Consider the following 21,174-nt stretch of genomic DNA (forward strand, 5'->3'; position numbering starts at 1 on the left):
CGTGCTAAAGCTATCTCTTATGCCAGATACCGTTTTAAACGGAAGTAGCGTCGGCCCAGGCGCCAGCGCAAACGCGGGCTTTTGGCACTTTTCCAGATGAGCTTCCAGATCCCGGTGTCGAAGAACTCTTTGATTATCATTGCTTTCTTCGCCTCATCCTTCATGTTGTCGAAGGTATGAATAATTCCCAGACCCTCTTTGGCGATTTGCCAGTGGCAGGCCGGGATATTTTTCACTTTATCCGGGTAGCGCTGGTTAATGGCATCAAGCATCTTCAGTATCTTCATGTAATGGCGCGCAGAGCGAATCAGCGTGTCGTCATTATCCGGGGTGTGCGATACCGAGGCGGAGTGAATGTAGTAGTCGTAAAAGCGTTCGCTGGTGTACTGAACGCGTTCCGCAGCAAGCAGCACCTCAGTCGTCCACGGAATATCCTGATGGCGCAGGCCAGGCTCGAAACGGAAGCCGTGCTGACGAATAAAATCGTGACGATAGATATTCAGCCAGGTCACATGCAGGAACTTACGTGAATCCAGCGCCTTTTTTAACCATACCGCACCATTCATGACGCCCGTCGAGGCGAGCTTATCTTCAGGGAAGATAGGGCGAGACGGTTTTTTGTTATTTTCCCAGACGTAGTTGCCATTGCAGGTGGCGACATCCAGGTTCTGCGTGACGGCCATATCCAGCAGACGCTGGTACATGCCGGGTTTGAAGACATCATCAATATCCGGGAAAGAGAGATACTGCCCGGTCGCAACCGCCAGGCCGGTATTACGCGCGATGGACACGCCCTGATTAGGTTGTTCAATAACCTGCATCTGTGGCAGCTTTTCGCGCCATTTTTCGACAATCTGCATCGAGCGGTCAGTGGAGCCGTCATTCACGATGATGACTTCCATACTGTCGATGTGTTGATTTACAAGGCAGGTAAAGAACTGATCGAGAAAAGCTTCACCGTTATAAACGGCAACCACCACGCTTAATAAAGGCGCTGAATTTTGCATATGAAACCTGATTATTTTTGGTTGTCGACCAAAGCAATGTATTGCTGGCAAATGGCGTTAATACCGAACGATGCGATCGTTTCGCGATCAACAACTGGCGGAGAGGCATACAATTCTGCCAGTGTTTTCGCCAGTGATTCGTCGGTTAACGCTGTCAGACCTCGCGCCAGGGGGCCAGTAAGGATCTCAGCAGGACCGCCAGGGCAGTTTGTACTCACCGGTGGGGTCTGACAGATAATGGACTCTACCAGTACATTACCAAAACCTTCGCAGTCGGAACTTAACACTAAAAGGCGTGCCCCTTTGATCCACGGGTAGGGGTTGGTTTCGAACGGGCGGAAGACGATCTTGTTTTCAATTCCCAGCTTAGCGGCAAGCTGTTTAAGCTGGTTTATTTTCGCGTCAGAACCTTTGCCCATCAACACCAGCGATGCGTCGATCTTGCTCAGCGCAAACGCCCGCAGCAGCCGGTCGTGACGTTTGTGTTCATGAAAACGGCCAACGTGGATAATGTAATCCTGCCCCTGCATCTCAAAGGGCGCTTCCGCCAGACGCTGAATTTCAGGGATATCAAAGGGGTTATGGATAACCGCTTTGCGCCGCAGGGGGATCGCGAGTACTTGAGAGAGGTCGTGCAGCACGGCGCCGGAAACCGCCACCACGTTGCGGTTTTCATAGGTATGCCGAATTTTATAATGCTTAAACCAGCGAGAAAGCCCGCTGCGATGGCGCAAATAGGAGAAGGAGAACATCCCGTGAACGCAGAACCAGACCTTATCCCGATCCAGCACGCGGCTGTGCGCCACGATACGGTCGGTTTTATGCAGATGCGAGAACACGACGTCAAATTTACCGCTGCGTTCTGCATTCTCGATGGCGCGATCCAGCAAACGGGCGCGACGCGGGATCTCGGTCAGCTTCCGCCAGGGTTTTTTACAGGTATCCTGCACAATCTGAAAATCGATGCCTTCCGGAATGGCGTAGTCGCACACCTTCCGTAAGGAGAAAAGGGTGACCTGATGCCCCAGTTCTGTCAGTCCGCTGGAGAGGGTGAGAACCGTTTTTTCGGCTCCTCCACCGGGTAAACCATCAATAATCATTAGGATGCGCATTATTAATCCAGTAATTTTTGATAAAGCGAAATAAGCTGACTTGATAGTTTTTCAGGGGTTGCTTCTCTGACGCGTTCACGCGCCGCAAGCCCCATATTATTATTTTTTTCCAGTGAAGGGATGGACATGACGGCCTCCTTCAATGTGTGGATATCAAGTGCATCACAGTAAAACCCGTTCTGGCCTTGCTCAATAAATTCTGAACCACCGCAACTCTCTGACGTAATGACGGGCAATCCACAGGCCATTGCTTCAAGTATGACGTTAGGGAAAGGATCATACAGCGTCGGCAGCAGTAAACCATCAGAAAGCTGATAAAATGGCAGCGTCTCTTTTTGCATCCCCAGAAAACGGATTTGCCCCTCACAGCCTAATGAACGGGCGAGGTCGCGATAACGGCTTTCCGCTTTATCCTGACCGACCACAACCAGCCACGCCGATGTTCCTGCTATAGCCCGAATAGCGCTTGCCAGCCCCTTGCGTTCAAACCCTGAACCCACGAAGCAGAAAATGACGGCATCAGCGGGTAAGCCAAATTGCTGACGCAGTACAGCGCGTTGTCTCTCTTCTGCCGGAACGAAGCGGCTGGAATCTATTGAATTATAAATCACATGTATCTTTTTTGCGTCAATATCAAAGTCTTCGACGATTTCGCGTTTGATCATCTCCGCATTACAGATAACGGCTTTCAACTCGGGAGCCTGGTACATTTCACGTTCTGCGTTCATCACGTAGCGGTGATAACGATCGTGCATAAGCAGCTTCGCACGCCAGGCGGGAAGAATACGCGTACGCTGTAGCAGCCAGCGTCGATGTACACCATCCCCGGCGCGGTAAATATCGCAGCCCGGAATACGTTCGTGGCTCTGGACAATATCAAACTGCTGTTGCTGCCACAGCGCGCGTGCGGCGTGTGCAAAGCCGCGCTCACGGCTGATGCGGCCCCACTTTCGTGGATCGCAAATATGAATATGCCAGTCGTCCTGCTTTTCGCCCTGCCACTCGCGGGTGATGACGTTGAGCTCAAGATTTTGATTGCTCAGCGCGGTAAGTGCCCTGGAGACAAAACGTTCTGCTCCTCCATCCGGACGATATTTTTGGCGCACAATGGCCAGACGATGAAGCTTCATTGCAGGTATCTCCTTGCGGCGGAGACGACAGCATCAACGGGGATGGCGTCGAGATAACGTTCCGTCGTTTTTGTATCAATGGCGTCAGGGTTGGGAAGCGGGCCGTAGTTACCTGCCCAGATGACCTCGCCGTTAACCTGCCATGGCGACCAGAACGTCAATTTTGACGGGCCAAACAGCGCCACGCAGGGCGTCTGAAGGGCGGCGGCCATGTGCATGGGTACGGAGTCAACGCCAATGAACAGGATCGCGTGATCGATTAGCGAGGCCAGCTGGCGCAGGGTTAACTGCCCTGCCAGCGATACAACACCCGTCTGCGGGGAGGCGGCAAGAATGCGGTCAATCATCGCCAGCTCTTTCTTATCCGGTCCCGCCGTAAGGACGATAGTGTGGCCGTCCTGCTGCAACGCGGCGATAGTTTGCGCCATTTTGCCTTCGTCCCAGCACTTAAAGAACCAGCGTGACGTGGGTTGAATAACGATGTAGCGGTCTCCCACGCCCTTTTGTGTCAGCTTTTGGTGAGCATGGCGCCAGTCATCCGCGCTGTAAGCCATGGTGACGGTAGGGTTGGCCATTACCGGCAGCGCTGACAGTATGGAGAGATTTTGTTCAACGGTGTGCAGCGACTGATGGCTGGCGACCGAGACCAGTTCACTGTGACAAAAACGCCAGAAGGCATTCTTGCGCTTGTTAAAAGCGAACCCGAGCCGAACCGGTGCGCCGGTGAAGCGGGTAACAATCGCGCTGCGCCACTGATCGGCAAGATTGATCACCAGATGATAATGCTGAGCGCGTAAAGCACGAAGCAACTGCCACTCTTTTTGCAGGTGCTTCAGCGTCCCCAGCTGCTTCCATTTACGATCGATACCATAGATCGTCCCGATTGCCGGATGCGCGGCGAGCATGTCTCGCGTCTCTTCATAGAGAAGCACGTCGATTTGGGCTTCAGGCCATTTCTGGCGTAATGAATTGATGACGGGGGTGGTGAGTAACATGTCGCCATGATGGCGAAGTTTGATCAGTAAAATGCGCAAATCAGGCGTGTCAGGTAAGTTATTCATCATCATCTTATCGGCGTTGTACTATTGGCAATTCTAATAGACCTGGTAACGACTTGCACTCTTTCTCCATAATGTCAGGAATTTCCCTGGAAGGGTTTACTCCTGCTTTCGGGCGTGCGTAACATAGCGCTAACTATTTTGTCTTGCGGACTTATTATGAAAAAACCAGCGTTTATCATCACGATCGATACCGAAGGGGATAATCTCTGGCAGAACCACCGGGTGATCAAAACGGAAAACGCGCGCTACCTGGCGCGGTTTCAGGCGCTTTGTGAACGCTTCGGCTTTAAGCCCGTCTGGCTGACCAACTACGAGATGGCCGTCGAACCGGTATTCATTGAGTTCGCGAAAGAGGTCATAGCCCGCGGCCAGGGTGAGGTGGGAATGCATCTCCATGCCTGGAATAGCCCTCCGGAGCACGATCTGACCGGTGATGACTGGCGCTGGCAGCCTTATCTGATTGAGTTTTCAGACGAGGTCATGCGTGAGAAAGTGCTGTTCATGACCCGCTTACTGGAAGAGACTTTCCAGACAAAAATGCTCAGCCATCGCGCCGGGCGCTGGGCATTCGACAGCCGTTACGCCCGGTTGCTGATTGAGCTGGGGTATCAGGTAGATTGTTCCGTTACGCCGCGCGTGAACTGGCGCAACGCGAAAGGTGCCCCGCAGGGTAATGGCGGAACGAATTACCAGCATTTTCCCGATCGCGCCTATTTTTTGGACGTAGACGACATTTCCCGGCCGGGAAACAGCCCTCTCCTCGAAGTGCCGATGAGTATCCAGTATAAACACCCGGCATGGCTGAATTCCCTGAAGCAGGGTTACGATCGTCTGCGCGGTAAATACCGTTCTCCGTCAGTTAACTGGTTACGCCCGTCCGGCGGTAACGCGCAGGAGATGATTAAGGTTGCGCAGCAGTGCCTGGCTCAGGGGAATGACTACGTAGAGTTCATGCTGCATTCGTCGGAATTTATGCCTGGCGGCAGCCCTACTTTTAAAGACCAGGCCGCGATTGAGGGACTGTATCAGGATCTGGAGCAGCTCTTTACCTGGTTATCAGATAAGACCGTGGGGATGACGCTTGCGGAGTTTTACCAGTACAAAAAATAGTTATGCCCGCCAGGCGGGCATATTTGTTATTGCTGCTTTGTTTGTGAGAAAGGTGTACTTAACGCAAACAAAATCATAAAGAAGATTAAGGCTTCTGAACTGAGCAGTATGACATCCGTCAGTCCATACAAAAGCAAAAGAAGCATTGACGTTAGCAGCAGCGCGTTTCTGTTTCGTAGGGCATACGCAATCATCGAAACGAAGAAAAAGAGCATTACCGCTACGCCGGGGATCCCCTGCAAAGAGTATTTCTCAATAAATTCATTATGCAGATGAACTTTGATGTATTCGAGTGCACTGCCAAGGTGCGGATGTCCGTCTTTAATATACTGCCGCGTCCACGCTTCACGCTGTTCCAGCGATTGCCCTAACGGATGCGCAAGACCATTCTCGATCCCGACAGTCCACATCGAAAAACGTGCGCCCAATGACGTGCGGTCAAAACCTTGTTGATAACGTTCAACCTCACGTTGGGTTTGTTTAATTTTCGGCGAAATCAATGGCTTGTAGCTAACGATTACAACGCCTGCAACAATGCATAGAAAGATGAGGGCGGATTTAAGATGAATCTTTCTGAAATGATAAAGCGTGAGCACAATTGCCAGAAGCAGATATAAACCCATCGCAGCACGGGTCCCCGTCAACAGTATGACGAAGTAAGAGATTAATATAGTGAAGCCCGCAACAACATACAGCTTCACGTTCTGTTGAAGGTAAAGACTGTATACGAAAGCCAGTGACAGGACAGAATAAACATAGGCTGAAACGGTGGCACGGTTAATTGCCATCTCAACGCGAGTCATACCTTGTGAGGCCTGCCACAAGCCATACCCTGTGGCGAGCACAAACCCTAAGGCCGTTGCGAAGAAGAAAAATTTCCTGAAGGTGTCCTTATCGATATAAAACTTAAAGCGGTCAATATAGAAAATCAGGACACTCGCTAAAATTAATTTTTTGCTGGCACCGAGATAGTCGCTGTAAAGGTTGAGTCCCTCGTTATGATACTCATAGAGTAAATACCAGCCGAGGTTAAGTAATCCAATCAGCAGAATGGGCAGCGCTATAGTAAAAGGTCGCAGAGTGATTTTTTTATATTCGAAAGCCAGGCCAATAATACTGACGTAAATAGCAATATAGAAAAACTCTCTTTGCTTCCCTGAACTGACTAAAGCCAGTATCAAAGAGATGAGGCTCAAAGCGATCGTCAGTTGATAGAGCCGTGGTTTTATTTTTTCCATAATGCCTCAATAACCCTTTTTTTATAGCTAAAACGAACATCGGTGGAGAGGAAAAAAGACAATGTATACATGGCCTTTACGCGTTGTTTCACGAGCTGCAATTGTTGGTCTGTAAGACAGGACCGATGGTTGCTGTAAATATCAAACCAGTGGCAATTGACGAGATGCTTGTAGCTTGACGGAAATGTTCTTTCCATCTGTAACGTGCATTCGACAAGCGTTGAAATTTTGCTGGCGTCCAGAGTGCTCGACAAACTGTCGCGACGCTTGATGTAATAATAATGCCCCTGGCGTTGATAGACTATTTTGTTCGATTGCATCAGCATTCCAGGGAAGACAGCGAAATCCTCATAACATAACATCGGAGGAATAGGGTTACTCTCGTACAGGCTACGATGAATAAACTGGCCAATGAGATGTGCCTGAAAGTCTTTATGGCGTAAGAAACGAGCGACTGCTTCATTTCGTGGCAATGGCACAGGATTAAATCCCTGCCAGTCTGAAGTCATTTTCCGGGGATCGCGAATCTCAAGCAAACGTGTCAGTAACATATCCGGACGTTGCGCTTTCAGGAAGGCTATTGCGTCCCCGAGGCTGCCCGGCTTTAAGCAATCGTCACTGTCGAGCATCGTAATATACTCTCCCGATGCCAGCGCGACAGCGCTGTTTCGTACCCGGCCTACGTTACGAAAGTTCACGGTGCGCGTGATGATCTGAGGAAATTTCGGCGACCACTCTTCAATTATTGCCTGCGTGGCATCCTCAGAACTGTCATTGAAAATAATGACTTCAGTGTCCTGACCGATTGCTGCCAGCAGGCTTGAAAGCGTGGCGTGCAGCGTAGCTTCAGCGTTATGCGCAGCAATAATGACGCTTAAAAAAGCCATAAAAATTAGTTTCCTTGAGCGTCGGTAGCGCTAGCCAGTGAGCGGGCTTTGGGTAATGTACGGACAAACTGCTGAAGATCGTGTAACGCGGAGTCAGTGACAGAGAATAGCGCTTCCCGTTCTTGCGGGAAGTAATAGCGCGTTTCAAACACATAAGAACAAATGTTGTCGTCATTCCCGATCAGCATCACATTGCCAAGCGGACGCTGTTCGTAATGACAACACGGTCCAAACAGCAGGACCACCGGCACGCCGACGGCGTCTGCGATATAGACATTCCCCGAGTCAGACGCGATATAGCAGTCCATCTTTGAAATGGCCCAGGGAAGCTCTTCTAGCGAAATTTTGCCAATAAGATTAATAAAATTAGGGATTTCACCGTAAAGGCGGGTGATATCATCCATCCACGACTGTTCGTTTGGCGCGCCGAAGACATAAAACTCGCAGGGTAAATCAGCGAGTTGATCAACAATCCGCTTCCAGATAACCGGAGGGACGGTTTTGGCTTTATTGCCTGCCGCAATACTGATGCCGATGCGGATAACGTCAGGTTTATCAAGAATAGCCGGCCAGGTCGTCGGCTTGAAGAGCGGCTTTGTGGCGTGCTTGGGAGAGTCTTGCCATGTGAGCGAGCGGTCGGCCAGTTTCAGGTAGTTCGTCACCGAAAGCGTTTTTTTGCCATGCTCAACGGTACCGTTGGCCGCGAGATAGAAAATCCCGTGATACCACCTGCGCGTGTAAATGCTTAAAAATTGTTTGTTTTTGGCATTGCAGACGGCGGCAAAAAAGAGGTTCACGCTGTTGGGCTGTAGCAGGTAGACGTTGTCGTAGCGGTTCATGATCCTGCACGCGAAGCACAGTTTACGCCACAGGTTGCGCTTATGCTGCTCAATAAAATAGATCTGCTCGATAGTCTCATCATGCTTCGCCAGCGCGCCAACGCTGCGACTGATCAACACATCGCTTTTTTGCAGCCAGGCCAGAAGAGGCGTCGCATTAATAAAGTCACCGATTTTGGCTGTTTGAATGACAAGGTTCTTGCCCGTGTCCTTTCGAAACAGCTTCCGGATGAGTTTCACCGGAAAGAGTAAAATCAGCAGAAATACATAACTCATGGGTTAAATATCCCTGTTGGAAAGCCGATGGCTGCCCTGTAAAAATGAAAAAATAGCATCTGCGCTAATATCCTTCGTTTGTTGCGTAGGGCTGACCATCTGATGCTGGTTTTTACCGTAACCCCCGATCAACCCCGGATCGGTCGGGCCGAAAATCGTGATATTAGGTCGATCCAGTGCGGCGGTTAAATGGCTTAACCCTGTATCCACAGAAACGACGGCGTTTGCGCCCGCCAGCTGTGCGGCAACTTGCGCCAGTGTGAGTTTGGGTAACACCTCGACATGGGAAAAACCGGCTGCCAGACGCTCCGCACGCTGACGCTCATGTTCAGCGCCCCACGGGAGTTTAATATGGATACCGCAAGGTTGCATTAGTTCAATCAGCCTTCGCCAGTGCGTTTCCGGCCAGTGCTTATCGTCGCGCGTTGTGGCATGCAGGAACACCAGATACGGCTCGGCATGCTCCTCCGTCTCGCGCAAAAAATGCTGTGCAATAGCGTAGTCACCCTGGGCTTCAGGTTTTGCATAGCCCAGGCTTTTCGCGAACAGCTCGCGGGTGCGCTCCACGGCGTGCTGTTGTTTCGCAATATGGTGTCGACGGTTATAGAACAGGCTCGCCAGCGGTTCGCGGGCGGTTTGCCAGTCCATGCCGTGCTTTACGCCGTGCGCCAGACGCGTGACCAGCGCGGCGCTTTTCACCAGCCCCTGGGCGTCGACGATCGCGTCGTAACGCCGGGCCTGCACCGCTTCGCGGAAGGCTTTGCGTTCGGCTTTAATCGGTGCGGAGAACCACGCTTTGCGCCAGCGGCGAATGGCCACCGGGATCACGCGATCAACCGCTTCATGCCAGGTGGGGATCTGCGCGAAGCCTTCTTCCACCACCCAGTCAAAACGGATGCCGGGAATGGCCCGCATGGCGTCCGTCAGCGACGGCAGCGTATGCAGAACATCACCCATTGAGGAGGTTTTAACGATCAATACCCGCATCCGTTATCCTTCTTCGCTCAACAGCAATGCGTTGAGTTCTTCAAGGACGCGCTGCGGCGTGATGTCGATCAGGCTCTGATGATAGCCTTCTGCGGCATCGCCTTTACGCACCTTGTGGTAGCCGGTGATTAAACGGATCACGCGCGCCTTGTGCGACAGCGGCGGCGTGAAGTCCGGGCTGCTTGGGCCATACAGCGCAACCAGGGGACGATCCAGCGCGGCGGCGACGTGCATTAAACCGGAGTCGTTCGTCACCACGGCTTTACAGGCGGCAATCAAAATAACCGCCTGCTCGAGCTGCGTTTCCCCGGCCAGGTTTCGGCACCAGGCCTGTTGCTCGGTACTGAGCGTGGCGAGAATTTCATTGCCCGCCTCATGATCTTTCGCCGAGCCAAACAGCACAATCTGATAGCCTTCATCGATAAGCTGTTTCGCCAGCTCTGCATAGTGATAGTGCGGCCAGCGTTTTGCCGGACCAAACTCCGCGCCAGGGCAGAACCCAATCATCGGGCGTTCGGACGAAATGCCAAATGCGTTGCAGGTGTGGGATTTCTCCCCATCGCTTACCTGGAGCTGCGGCCACAGCAGCGGCTGCGGCAGATCTTTCGCGCTGCGCATCACGCCTTTGTCGTAGGCCAGCGCCACGTAGCGCTCGACCATCAGCGGCCAGGCCTCTTTATCCAGCACACGGGCATCGTTCAGCAGGCCGTAGCGCATTTCACCGCGCCAGCCGGTACGATGCGGGATGCCCGCAAAGAAGGGCACAAGGGCAGATTTGAAGGAGTTAGGCAGCACGTAGGCGCGGTCATAGCGTTTCTCGCGCAGGCTGTGGCCGAGTTTGCGGCGTTCACCGATTTCCAGCGCCCCGTGGCCGAGCGGCATCGGGATCGCCTCGTTCACTTCCGGCATACGCGATAACAGCGGACGGCACCATGCGGGTGCCATCACGTCGATTATCGCCTGGGGATAACGCGCCTTGAGCGTGCGATAGAGACTTTGCGACATCATCATGTCGCCCACCCATGACGGGCCGATCACCAGAATTTTCATACTTATGCGTCGCGGTTCAGCCAGGCCATATATTCCGTTACGCCTTCGGCAACGGTCTTGAACGGCTTGTCATAGCCTGCGGCGCGCAGGTTAGTCAGGTCCGCCTGAGTGAATGCCTGGTAGCGGCCTTTCAGCTTATCCGGGAATGGAATGTACTCGATGCTGCCTTTCTTATGGTACGCCAGCGTCGCGTCTGCCACCGCCTGGAAGGATTCCGCGCGGCCGGTGCCCAGGTTGAAAATGCCGGACACGCCATTTTCCAGGAACCACAGGTTCACTGCCGCCACGTCGCCCACGTAGACGAAGTCACGCTTGAAGCCGTCGCTGCCTTCGAACAGTTTCGGGCTTTCGCCGTTATTTAACTGGGTGTTCAGGTGGAACGCCACGCTCGCCATGCTGCCTTTGTGGCCTTCGCGCGGCCCGTAGACGTTGAAGTAGCGGAAGCCGACAATTTGCGAGTTCGCTTCTGGCAGGATCTGACGCACGTACTCATCAAACAGGAATTTGGAGTAACCGTAGACGTTCAGCGGCTGCTCATATTCGCGGGATTCGATGAAATCTGAAGTGCGCCCACCGTAGGTTGCCGCGGAAGAGGCATACAGGAACGGAATTTCACGCTCCAGGCAGTAGTGCAGGAGCTCTTTGGAGTACTGATAGTTGTTATCCATCATGTACTTGCCGTCCCACTCGGTGGTGGAGGAGCACGCACCTTCGTGGAAGATGGCTTCGATCTCGCCGAACTCTTCACCCGCCATAATCTGGATAAGGAAGTCTTCTTTATCCATGTAGTCAGCGATGTTCAGATCCACCAGGTTCACGAACTTGGTGCCGTCTTTCAGGTTGTCCACCACCAGAATGTCGGTGATGCCTTTGTCATTGAGGGCCTTAACAATATTGCTGCCGATAAAGCCCGCGCCGCCAGTAACGATGATCATAACTGTAACCTTTGAAGTATGAGTCGGGGAATATCCCGAACGCTAATCTCTTTATCATATCATCACAATGCTCAGGCTTCAGCCATTCACCGATATGCAGCAGGGGTACGCGTGATTTATGCTGCAAAAACGAGAAGAGATACTGCGTCATCTCGTCATGAACTATTGGTTTGGGTAATATGTGCCAAAATTTGCCGAGTCTGGAGAATTGCAATGCGTGGTGATTTTTACAAACAGTTAAACAGCGACCTCGAGACCGCACGTGCGGAAGGGTTGTTCAAAGAAGAGCGTATTATCACGTCTGCCCAGCAGGCGGACATCACCGTTGCCGACGGCAGCCATGTGATCAACTTTTGCGCGAACAACTACTTAGGTCTTGCGAATCACCCTGAGCTGATTGCCGCGGCGAAAAACGGCATGGACACCCACGGTTTCGGTATGGCCTCCGTTCGCTTTATCTGCGGTACCCAGGACAGCCACAAGCAGCTTGAGCAAAAGCTGGCGAACTTCCTCGGAATGGAAGACGCGATTCTGTACTCATCCTGCTTCGACGCCAACGGCGGTCTGTTTGAAACCCTGCTCGGCGCAGAAGATGCGATTATCTCCGACGCCCTGAACCACGCCTCCATCATCGACGGTGTTCGCCTGTGTAAAGCGAAGCGTTTCCGCTACGCCAACAACGACATGGTTGAGCTGGAAGCCCGCCTGAAAGAGGCCCGTGAAGCCGGTGCCCGCCACGTGCTGATCGCCACCGACGGCGTGTTCTCCATGGATGGCGTGATCGCCAACCTGAAGGGCGTGTGCGATCTGGCGGATAAATACGACGCGCTGGTGATGGTGGATGACTCTCACGCGGTTGGCTTTGTCGGCGAAAACGGTCGCGGCTCCCACGAATACTGTGACGTAATGGGCCGCGTGGACATCATCACCGGTACGCTGGGCAAAGCGCTCGGCGGCGCGTCTGGCGGTTATACCGCTGCGCGTAAAGAGGTGGTTGAGTGGCTGCGTCAGCGCTCCCGCCCGTACCTGTTCTCCAACTCCCTGGCGCCGGCGATTGTGGCTGCCTCTATTAAAGTGCTGGAGATGGTGGAATCAGGAGCTGAACTGCGCGAGCGTCTGTGGGCTAACGCCCGCCTGTTCCGTGAAAAAATGAGCGCAGCAGGGTTCACCCTGGCCGGTGCTGACCACGCGATCATTCCGGTGATGCTGGGTGACGCGGTTGTCGCACAGCAATTTGCTCGTGAGCTTCAGAAAGAAGGGATTTACGTGACCGGGTTCTTCTTCCCGGTGGTACCAAAAGGTCAGGCGCGTATCCGCACCCAGATGTCTGCGGCGCACTCGCCTGAACAAATTGAACGTGCGGTGGAAGCCTTTACCCGCATCGGCAAACAGCTGGGCGTAATTGCCTGAGGACGTGTGATGAAAGCGTTATCCAAACTGAAAGCGGAAGAAGGGATTTGGATGACCGACGTACCGGAGCCGGAAGTCGGTCATAACGATCTGCTGATCAAAATTCGTAAAACCGCCATCTGCGGTACTGACGTTCACATCTACAACTGGGACCAGTGGTCGCAAAAAACTATTCCCGTGCCAATGGTAGTCGGCCACGAATATGTCGGCGAAGTAGTCGGCATCGGCCAGGAAGTGAAAGGCTTCAACATTGGCGACCGCGTCTCCGGTGAAGGCCACATTACCTGTGGTCACTGCCGCAACTGTCGCGGTGGGCGTACCCACCTGTGCCGCAACACCGTCGGCGTGGGCGTGAACCGTCCGGGCTGCTTCGCGGAATACCTGGTGATCCCGGCGTTTAACGCGTTCAAAATCCCGGACAATATCTCTGACGATCTGGCCTCCATCTTCGACCCGTTCGGCAACGCGGTACATACGGCGCTCTCCTTCGACCTGGTGGGGGAAGACGTGCTGGTCTCCGGCGCAGGCCCCATCGGTATTATGGCGGCAGCCGTGGCGAAGCATGTGGGTGCGCGCAACGTGGTGATCACCGACGTGAACGAATACCGCCTGTCGCTGGCGCGCAAAATGGGCGTCACCCGCGCGGTGGATGTCTCGAAAGAGAGCCTGACCGACGTGATGGAAGAGCTGGGCATGACCGAAGGCTTTGACGTGGGTCTGGAGATGTCCGGCGCGCCACCCGCGTTCCGCACCATGCTCGACACCATGAACCACGGTGGTCGTATCGCGATGCTGGGTATTCCGCCGTCAGATATGTCCATCGACTGGAACAAAGTCATCTTCAAGGGGCTATTCATTAAGGGCATCTATGGCCGCGAGATGTTTGAGACCTGGTACAAGATGGCCGCGCTGATCCAGTCTGGTCTGGATCTGTCCCCGATTATCACTCACCGTTTCTCCATCGATGAGTTCCAGCAGGGCTTTGACGCGATGCGTTCCGGCCAGTCAGGGAAAGTGATCCTGAGCTGGGATAAATAATGAAAAAGGGGCCAGCGGCCCCTTATTTTACTGATTCTTTTTCTCTTCGTCCGTCAGGTAACGCACCTTGCGGGTGTAGTCCTGACCTTTGAACAGCAGTTTGTTATCCGGCGATTCCAGATACTTCTGCCACTCGGAAAGCGGGAAACCACCGTGCGCGCCAATCACCTCTTTCGGCACAACGGCTTCCTGACCGCCGATCTTCTTGGAGACCGGCCAGTTCATCCAGTCGCCCAGGTTAACCGTTTTTACATCCAGCATGTCCAGCAGCGCAGCGAGCGGCAGCTGATCGGTCGGCGGCTGCGTATCGTCCATCAGCTCCCAGGTATCCTGGAACAGCGTCAGCCACAGCGGGCAGATACGGCGCCAGGTCTTTTTGGTGGCCGCAAGAAACGCGCCGTTAACGTGATCGACCAGATACGGGCGCACCGTTTCTTTGTAATAGGCCGGCACTTTTTCTGCGGGGGCGCCGTCCAGCTTGGCAATCATTTTGCCCTGACGGAAGCTGGAGTAGATGTGCATATCGGTCATGTTGATCTGGGGCATCTTCAGCAGGTTGAGATCGGAGTCGATCATCAGCACCCCTTCACCGCGCGCCTGAAGCGGAGCATTAAGCTTCACCAGACGACTGAGGTAGATCTGCTTATAGCGGTACCCCTCTTCACGTTTTGGCGGCGTGAGGGTCACAACGCGGGTTTTTGGCGGCAGTTCGCCAAAAGCGGATTCAGGCTGATCGCTGACGATAACAATCTCGCTGACGTCGGTGGCGTAACGCTCTGCAAAGGTCGCTGATAATAACGCCTCTTCGACGAAATCCGCGCCCGTACAAGGGATCACGATGGAATCAACCGCAACGAGATCGCGCGTGACCGGAAGGGAAGCGTAGGGAATGTTATGACGCCCGGTAATGTGGCGGTAGCGAGCATTCAGGAATTTAAACATGTTCTTCTCGTTTGGTTATTGCGCGCCAAGAACGGCCTCGACACCGTTAACATAGCTTTCAATGGCATACATGTTGCAGACATTCTGGTGTGCGGCAGCGGCGAGCCGGGCGCGCAGAGCAGGATCCTGCCAGATATTATCCAGATGTTGAGCAAGTTGCGACACGTCGCTCCACGGAAACAGCAGGCCGGTCGACTCATGATCGATCAATTCTGCCGTGCCGGTCACTTTTGAACCAATCACTGGGATGTTCAGCAGCATTGCCTCCAGCACGACGCGCGGCAGACCTTCGCTCTTCGAGGCCAGAATAAACGCGTCAAAGGTAGCAAGGTAGTCAAAAGGCGTGTTCTGGAAACCGGTAAAAATCACGTGTTCAGCAATCCCCAGCGCGTCAGCCTGTGCCGTCAGCGCGCCGCGCTCAGCCCCTTCACCGACCAGCACCATCTTCCATTTTGCCTGCGGGTGCCTCTGGTTGAACTGGGCCAGCGCCTCCAGCGTGTGATGGTTGGCCTTGCGAGGGATTAACGAGCCAACGCTGCCGAACACAAACGTGTCATCATCAATGTTCAGGCGCTGGCGCATCGCGCGTCGGTCGGGCAAAGGCTGGTGGATGTCGATGGCATTGTTGACCGTGGTACACAGCGCTGGCCGGACGCCATGCTGAAGTAGCACACGTTCAACGCCGTGCGAGACGGCGATGATTTTTGTGGCATGGGCATTCACCAGCTTCACCAGCGGCGGGGTCAGCACCGGTTCAATCCGGCAGTGCTGGATTATCCGCGCATGCAGGTTTGCACCCGCCAGATACCCTTCTTCGTTAGAGCCTGGCTGGTTGTTCATATACAGCGTATCGAAACCACCTTCCCTGAAAATGGTCTCGATCTTGCTGACGTTGGGGCGAATGCGCCACAGGGTATCGATATGTCGCGTAAATGCTTTGCGCGCCGAACGCGAGAAAAACAGCAGACCACGTCCCGCTTCTTTCAGGAGTTTTGCCCATGCCGGTTGCTTACGTTGAGGGATAACGAGTAGAGGTATCCCAATGCTATTGAGCACCTGGCCTATCGTTTCACCTTCAGCACGACTATAATCACTGTAAAAACAACAAGTAATGTCGAATTTTTCGCGGTTGATTCGCTTCAGAAGCTCAAGCATACTGTTGGTACCTCCCCCCCATTCTTTGCCCGTGTCCAGGAGGAGGATTTTACGTTTTTGCGGCATGTCTGAATCCGTATGCTACCCTTCATCTGACCGCATTATAAAGAATTTGTTGAAATAAAATAGATTTTTTGTATTTCTTTGTCTTTTTATAAGAAAACGTTTTAAACGCGCTTATTTTAAAAGTGTGATTTAAGACTTTAATCGCCTCTTCTCAATTAGATACTATTAGCGAAAGTATTTATGTTGTTATTGAGAGAGTGAGAAAATGTTTAAAATAACGGTCTGCTTATTAACGTTTAACTCCGAAAGAACGTTGCACGATGTTATTCCTCCTCTTTTAAAAATAGCGGATGAATTCGTTGTAGTTGATTCCGGAAGTACAGACGCAACGATATATATTTGCCAGAGTTATGGATTGTCGGCCATATTCAAAAAATATAGCTGGCACGGCGAGCAGATGAACCATGCCATATCCCATGCGCACAACGACTGGGTGCTGTGCATGGACAGCGACGAAATACTCGATCAAGAAACCGTTGATGCTATTTTAAAATTAAAAATGGGCGATGAACCCGAACCGGATATGGCGTGGCGGATATGTCGTCACTGGTTTGTTCTGGGAGAAAATGTCCGAACGATTTATCCCGTCTCATCACCGGATTATCCGGTGCGTCTTTTTAACCGTACGCAGTCGCGATTTAATAACCGGCCAGTAGACGATCAGGTCGAAGGTTTTCTCCATTCTGAACGTATTCCTGGCTATGTCAGACATGATACATTTTATTCACTGCATGAACTTTTCAATAAATTAAACGGATATACCACTCGCCTGGTTCAATATCAGACGATACGTCCCTCTCTTGGTCGCGGAGCGATCAGCGCTATCGGCGCATTTTTCAAATGGTATCTGTTTAGTGGTGCCTGGCGTCAGGGCAAAGTGGGTGTGGTGACAGGGTTTTATGCCACGGCGTACAGTTTTTTGAAGTATTTCAAGGCCTGGTATCAGAATCGGGAAAAGAAAGAGTCCGTTGCAAAAGAGCAGTCGGACTCTTATCTGGCAGAATAGGCGTTAGCCGATCAGGCTTTTTTTCCCCCAACCCTGCCACTGTTGCTGGACGTATTTAACCAGCGTACTGCTGCTGATGCTTTCGCCAATCACCGTGAAGAAGCGGGTTGCATAGACCGGTTCAGGCGGCTGTTTCAGCGTGCAGTTCTTCACGCCGCGGAATGGATTACGTGGCCGCGTTGCGGGTGGTTGCGCGCTACCCGGACGGGAAGTATCCACCTGAGGTTCATTGAGCAGATCGCTCGGACGCACCAGCGTGATATCGGCGGGTAAGCCCGGCAACATTTGCTGCAAAACGCGAACGGTAGATGGATGCGGATGCCCAATGGCAATCGCCGAACCGTTACGGCGCGCCAGCTGTACCGCGCGGTTGAACTGGACGCGGATATCCGCTTCGTTCTGGGAGTCATCCAGGAATACTTTGCGCTTGATGACTTTCACGCCCGTTCCCTGAGCGGCACGCATCGCCTGGCTGTTGCCGATGGTCATGCTGTCGAGGAAATAGAGGTTGTAACGCTCCAGCGCCTGCATCACTTTCAGCATACCGTACAGGCTGGAGGTCATCGCGCTGCCCATATGGTTATTCAGACCCACGGCATACGGCACTTTATTGTATGCATCGCGGATGATGCGATCGATCTCGTCGCTGCTCATGTCCGGGCGCAGGGTATCTTTTTCCAGCGGCTGCTTGCTGAGGGGGGCCATCGGCAGATGGATAAGGACCTGATGGCCGCCATTGTGAGCTTTGGTCGCCATTTCATGCGCGTGAGGCGCATTAGGCAGGACGGCGACAGAGATGGCTGACGGCATCGCCAGCACCTGATTTTCATAGTGTGGTCGATAACCGAAGTCATCAATCACAATCGCGAGTTTGCCTGCATAAACCGGTGCAGCCAGCGCCAGTGCGCTGACTACGGAAAAAACAATTCGACGAAATTGAAGCAAAACTTATCTTCCCAACCACGGCTGTGGATTGACCGCCTGACCCTGACGACGAATTTCGAAATAGAGTGACGGGCGGCCCTGACCGCCACTGCTGCCCACAAGGGCAATGGGTTGACCCGCGCGCACCTGAGTGCCAACGCTGACCAGCGCACTCTGGTTGTAGCCGTAAAGACTCATGTCGCCTTTACCGTGTTCAACCACCACCACGAGCCCATAACCCTGTAGCCAGTCGGCCAGGATCACGCGGCCATCGGCGATGGCTTTCACTTCGCTACCTTCAGACGCACCGATAACGATCCCCTTCCAACGTAGCTCACCCTGCAACTGTTCGCCATAGCGATGCAGGATCGTACCGCGAACGGGCCAGTAAGCCTGACCACGCGGGGAGCCGAGGCCGCCGGTACGGGACATCAGGGAACGTTCATTTTCAGTCGGTTTGTAGGTGGTGCCTTTCCGGGAGGCTTCCTGCTGCTTATTACGCACCGCCTGCGCTTCGCGCGCTTCTTTTTCGGCGCGCGCTTTGGCCGCGGCTTCTGCCCGGGCAATGCTGTTACGCAGTCTCGATTCGTTGGCGCGCATTTCGCTCAGCTGGCTTTGTCCTGCCTGGATAGAGGACTCCAGCCCGGCGAGCGTCTTCTTACGCTCATTGCGCGCCTGCTCAAGCTTCTCCTGCTGCGCCTGCTGATCGTAGAGCAGCGTTTGCTGCTGGCTCTGCTTCTCTTCCAGCTCGGCTTTTTGCGTGGTGACTTCTTCGCGCGTCTGTTTCAGCTGCGCAATGGTCTCCTGACGCGCCTGGTTAAGATAGCCGAAATAGGCCTGTAAACGCTGACCTCGCTGGCTCTCTTCACCGCTGAGGATCAGCTGAAGGCCTGTGTGTTCACCCTGACGGAAAGCAGCATCAAGTTGTGCAGCAAGGTTCCGCTCCTGGGCATCGCGCTGACGCTCCAGTTTCGCAATCGACGCGTTCATTTCATCGATTTGCTTATTGAGCTGGGCAAGGGTGTTTTGTGTTTCACGCAGCTTACGCGCGGCGGCGGAAATGGCCTCTTCCTGCTTTTTAAGCTGGGCGAGCAGGGTGGCGCGCTGCTGTTGCTGCTGACGTACTGCACGCTCTTTGGCGGCGATATCGGCCTGAATGGATTTAAGCTGATCGCGGTCATCCGCATGGGCGGATGCGGCGCACAGCAATACGCCAGCGCTGAGTGCGCTGGCGCAAAGCAGAGGTCTGACTGATAACCGAAGCGGCTTCACGACCCATGTGATTGAAAAAATCGCCTTTCCCCTCATGGGGAGCGATTATTCCACGATGAACAGCGGCTTGCCAGTCATCTCTTCAGGGATTTCCATACCCATCAGCGACAACATGGTTGGCGCGATGTCGGAAAGCTTGCCGCCTTCCACTGCTTTCACTGATTTATCACCCACATAAATCAGTGGAACAGGCAGGTTGGTATGGGCGGTATGTGCCTGACCGGTTGCCGGGTCACGCATCTGTTCTGCGTTACCGTGGTCAGCGGTAATCAGCAGTTGGCCGCCTACGGATTCAACCGCTTTCGCAACCTGCTCAACGCAGTGGTCCAGCGCTTCAACCGCTTTAACGGCTGCTTCCATCACGCCGGTGTGGCCCACCATATCGCCATTCGGATAGTTACAGATGATGGTGTCGTATTTACCGCTTTGGATCGCGGCCACCAGTTTTTCGGTCAGCTCCGCAGAGCTCATTTCTGGCTGGAGATCGTAAGTGGCGACTTTCGGTGAGTTAATCAGGATGCGGTCTTCGCCTTTAAACGGCTCTTCTACGCCGCCGTTAAAGAAGAATGTCACGTGCGCATACTTCTCAGTTTCGGAGATGCGCAGCTGCGTTTTGTCATTTTTCGCCATCCACTCGCCGAAGGTGTTTGCCAGCGAGGCGGGTGGATACGCGCATGGGGCTTTGATATCCGCTGCATATTCGGTCAACTGGATGAAATCAATCTTCGCCACTTTCTTACGGGCGAAACCGTCGAAATCGCTGTTGACGAAGGCGCGGGTGATTTCGCGCGCGCGATCGGCACGGAAGTTCATGAAGATCAGCGCATCGCCATCTTCCATGGCGGCATCGGCCTGGCCTTCAGCGCGGATCACGGTTGCCTTCACAAATTCGTCGTTTTCATCACGCGCGTAAGCCGCTTCCAGGCCTTCAACGGCGGTCGGGAACTGGAACTCGCCTTTTGCCAGGGTCAGCAGATCATAGGCTTGCTCAACGCGGTCCCAGCGGTTGTCGCGGTCCATGGCATAGTAACGACCAATGATGGACGCCACGCGGCCTTTGCCCAGTGCGGCAAATTTGTCTTCAAACGCTTCAAGAGAACCTTTTGCGCTGCGTGGTGGCGTATCGCGACCATCCAGGAAGGCGTGCAGATAGATTTTTTCCGCACCGCGCTCAGCGGCCAGTTCTACCATCGCCATGATGTGATCTTCGTGGCTGTGAACACCGCCCGCAGAGAGCAGACCCATAATGTGAACGGCCTTGCCTGCGGCAACGGCTTTATCAACCGCTCCGGTGAGCGTTGGGTTGGCAAAGAATGTACGTTCTTTGATGTCAACGTCCAGGCGCGTCAGGTCCTGATAAACGATACGGCCCGCACCCAGGTTAACGTGACCCACTTCTGAGTTGCCCATCTGACGATCCGGCAGACCCACTTCCAGGCCAGACGCATCAATCAGGGTGTGGGGACGTTTTGCCCATAGCGCATCCATAACCGGGGTTTTGGCGTTGAAAATGGCGTTATCCTGTTGATCTTCACGGTAGCCATAGCCATCCAGAATAACCAGTACCATAGGTTTTTTAGAAACCGACATTGCGACAACCTCATGCTCAAGAGACAAAAAATTTGCGTAATTTTACTACAGCTGAATCGATAAAATAGCCGCAGAAGATCAAAGAAAGCGCGGGGGCAAGGCTGTTCTCAGGCCATTTTGAGGCTTTTTTTACGTGGCA

General features: G+C 53.4%; 19 protein-coding genes. 4 read left to right on the top strand and 15 right to left on the bottom strand.

Going from position 1 to position 21,174, the window contains the following annotated elements; genetic code table 11:
• Positions 1–17: 17 nt before the first annotated feature.
• Genes O1724_RS01065 through rfaQ form a run of 4 tightly spaced genes read right to left on the bottom strand, consistent with a single transcriptional unit; the run spans position 18 to position 4,316 of the window.
• Positions 18–1,007, bottom strand: coding sequence for a glycosyltransferase (locus tag O1724_RS01065; protein ID WP_023323972.1), 990 nt, complete (start codon positions 1,005–1,007; stop codon positions 18–20).
• Between the two features lie 11 nt (positions 1,008–1,018).
• On the bottom strand, positions 1,019–2,119 hold the full coding sequence (locus O1724_RS01070; protein ID WP_023323973.1) for a glycosyltransferase: 1,101 nt from the start codon (positions 2,117–2,119) through the stop codon (positions 1,019–1,021).
• Between the two features lie 2 nt (positions 2,120–2,121).
• Complete coding sequence (locus O1724_RS01075; RefSeq protein ID WP_023315168.1) at positions 2,122–3,249, bottom strand: glycosyltransferase family 4 protein; 1,128 nt, start codon at positions 3,247–3,249, stop codon at positions 2,122–2,124.
• Positions 3,246–4,316 (bottom strand): putative lipopolysaccharide heptosyltransferase III, encoded by a 1,071-nt coding sequence (gene rfaQ, locus O1724_RS01080; RefSeq protein WP_003860870.1) that lies wholly within the window; start codon positions 4,314–4,316, stop codon positions 3,246–3,248. Before rfaQ ends, O1724_RS01075 begins: the two co-directional genes overlap by 4 nt.
• Before the next feature lie 150 nt (positions 4,317–4,466).
• Between rfaQ and O1724_RS01085 the strand changes: the two genes are divergently transcribed.
• Positions 4,467–5,420 carry a polysaccharide deacetylase family protein gene (locus O1724_RS01085; RefSeq protein ID WP_022650150.1) on the top strand — a complete coding sequence of 318 codons (954 nt, stop codon included), beginning with the start codon at positions 4,467–4,469 and terminating at the stop codon, positions 5,418–5,420.
• Positions 5,421–5,446: 26 nt separating this feature from the next.
• On the opposite strand, the gene O1724_RS01090 is transcribed toward O1724_RS01085, so the two are convergent.
• From O1724_RS01090 to rfaD, 6 genes are read right to left on the bottom strand one after another with little or no spacing between them, the layout of a single operon-like run.
• Positions 5,447–6,658, bottom strand: coding sequence for an O-antigen ligase family protein (locus tag O1724_RS01090; RefSeq protein WP_023315170.1), 1,212 nt, complete (start codon positions 6,656–6,658; stop codon positions 5,447–5,449).
• On the bottom strand, positions 6,646–7,545 hold the full coding sequence (locus tag O1724_RS01095; protein ID WP_022650152.1) for a glycosyltransferase family 2 protein: 900 nt from the start codon (positions 7,543–7,545) through the stop codon (positions 6,646–6,648). The genes O1724_RS01090 and O1724_RS01095 overlap by 13 nt, the downstream gene beginning before the upstream one ends.
• A gap of 5 nt (positions 7,546–7,550) precedes the next feature.
• Positions 7,551–8,660 (bottom strand): glycosyltransferase family 9 protein, encoded by a 1,110-nt coding sequence (locus O1724_RS01100; RefSeq protein ID WP_045894623.1) that lies wholly within the window; start codon positions 8,658–8,660, stop codon positions 7,551–7,553.
• Between the two features lie 3 nt (positions 8,661–8,663).
• Complete coding sequence (gene rfaC, locus O1724_RS01105; RefSeq protein WP_022646632.1) at positions 8,664–9,647, bottom strand: lipopolysaccharide heptosyltransferase RfaC; 984 nt, start codon at positions 9,645–9,647, stop codon at positions 8,664–8,666.
• Between the two features lie 3 nt (positions 9,648–9,650).
• Positions 9,651–10,697, bottom strand: coding sequence for an ADP-heptose--LPS heptosyltransferase RfaF (gene rfaF / locus O1724_RS01110; RefSeq protein WP_003860863.1), 1,047 nt, complete (start codon positions 10,695–10,697; stop codon positions 9,651–9,653).
• 2 nt (positions 10,698–10,699) lie between these two features.
• Entirely contained in the window at positions 10,700–11,632 is a 933-nt protein-coding gene (gene rfaD / locus O1724_RS01115; protein ID WP_003860858.1) for an ADP-glyceromanno-heptose 6-epimerase, read from the bottom strand.
• Between the two features lie 213 nt (positions 11,633–11,845).
• On the opposite strand from rfaD, the gene kbl reads away from it, so the two are divergent.
• Together kbl and tdh are read left to right on the top strand one after the other, a co-directional pair.
• The gene (gene kbl, locus O1724_RS01120; protein ID WP_023315172.1) at positions 11,846–13,042 is read left to right on the top strand and encodes a glycine C-acetyltransferase; all 1,197 of its coding nucleotides are present in this window, start codon (positions 11,846–11,848) and stop codon (positions 13,040–13,042) included.
• A gap of 9 nt (positions 13,043–13,051) precedes the next feature.
• Positions 13,052–14,080: an L-threonine 3-dehydrogenase gene (tdh, locus tag O1724_RS01125; protein ID WP_017383610.1), complete on the top strand. Its 1,029-nt coding sequence runs from the start codon at positions 13,052–13,054 to the stop codon at positions 14,078–14,080.
• Between the two features lie 27 nt (positions 14,081–14,107).
• Here the strand turns inward: tdh and O1724_RS01130 are convergent, their stop codons facing one another.
• Positions 14,108–15,022: a hypothetical protein gene (locus O1724_RS01130; protein ID WP_023323976.1), complete on the bottom strand. Its 915-nt coding sequence runs from the start codon at positions 15,020–15,022 to the stop codon at positions 14,108–14,110.
• Positions 15,023–15,037: 15 nt separating this feature from the next.
• Entirely contained in the window at positions 15,038–16,243 is a 1,206-nt protein-coding gene (locus O1724_RS01135) for a glycosyltransferase (RefSeq protein WP_023323977.1), read from the bottom strand.
• Positions 16,244–16,448: 205 nt separating this feature from the next.
• Here O1724_RS01135 and O1724_RS01140 point away from each other — a divergent pair, with 205 nt between their 5' ends.
• Positions 16,449–17,249, top strand: a complete 801-nt coding sequence (locus tag O1724_RS01140) for a glycosyltransferase family 2 protein (protein ID WP_126296885.1) — start codon at positions 16,449–16,451, stop codon at positions 17,247–17,249.
• Between the two features lie 3 nt (positions 17,250–17,252).
• Here O1724_RS01140 and O1724_RS01145 read toward each other — a convergent pair whose 3' ends face one another.
• Genes O1724_RS01145 through gpmM form a run of 3 tightly spaced genes read right to left on the bottom strand, consistent with a single transcriptional unit; the run spans position 17,253 to position 21,035 of the window.
• Entirely contained in the window at positions 17,253–18,194 is a 942-nt protein-coding gene (locus O1724_RS01145) for a divergent polysaccharide deacetylase family protein (RefSeq protein ID WP_126296886.1), read from the bottom strand.
• 3 nt (positions 18,195–18,197) lie between these two features.
• Positions 18,198–19,457 (bottom strand): murein hydrolase activator EnvC, encoded by a 1,260-nt coding sequence (gene envC / locus O1724_RS01150; RefSeq protein WP_026094345.1) that lies wholly within the window; start codon positions 19,455–19,457, stop codon positions 18,198–18,200.
• Between the two features lie 33 nt (positions 19,458–19,490).
• Entirely contained in the window at positions 19,491–21,035 is a 1,545-nt protein-coding gene (gpmM, locus tag O1724_RS01155; RefSeq protein ID WP_126296887.1) for a 2,3-bisphosphoglycerate-independent phosphoglycerate mutase, read from the bottom strand.
• Between the last annotated feature and the right edge of the window lie 139 nt (positions 21,036–21,174).

Source organism: Enterobacter cloacae complex sp. HYC074_NIDB (assembly GCF_056673345.1).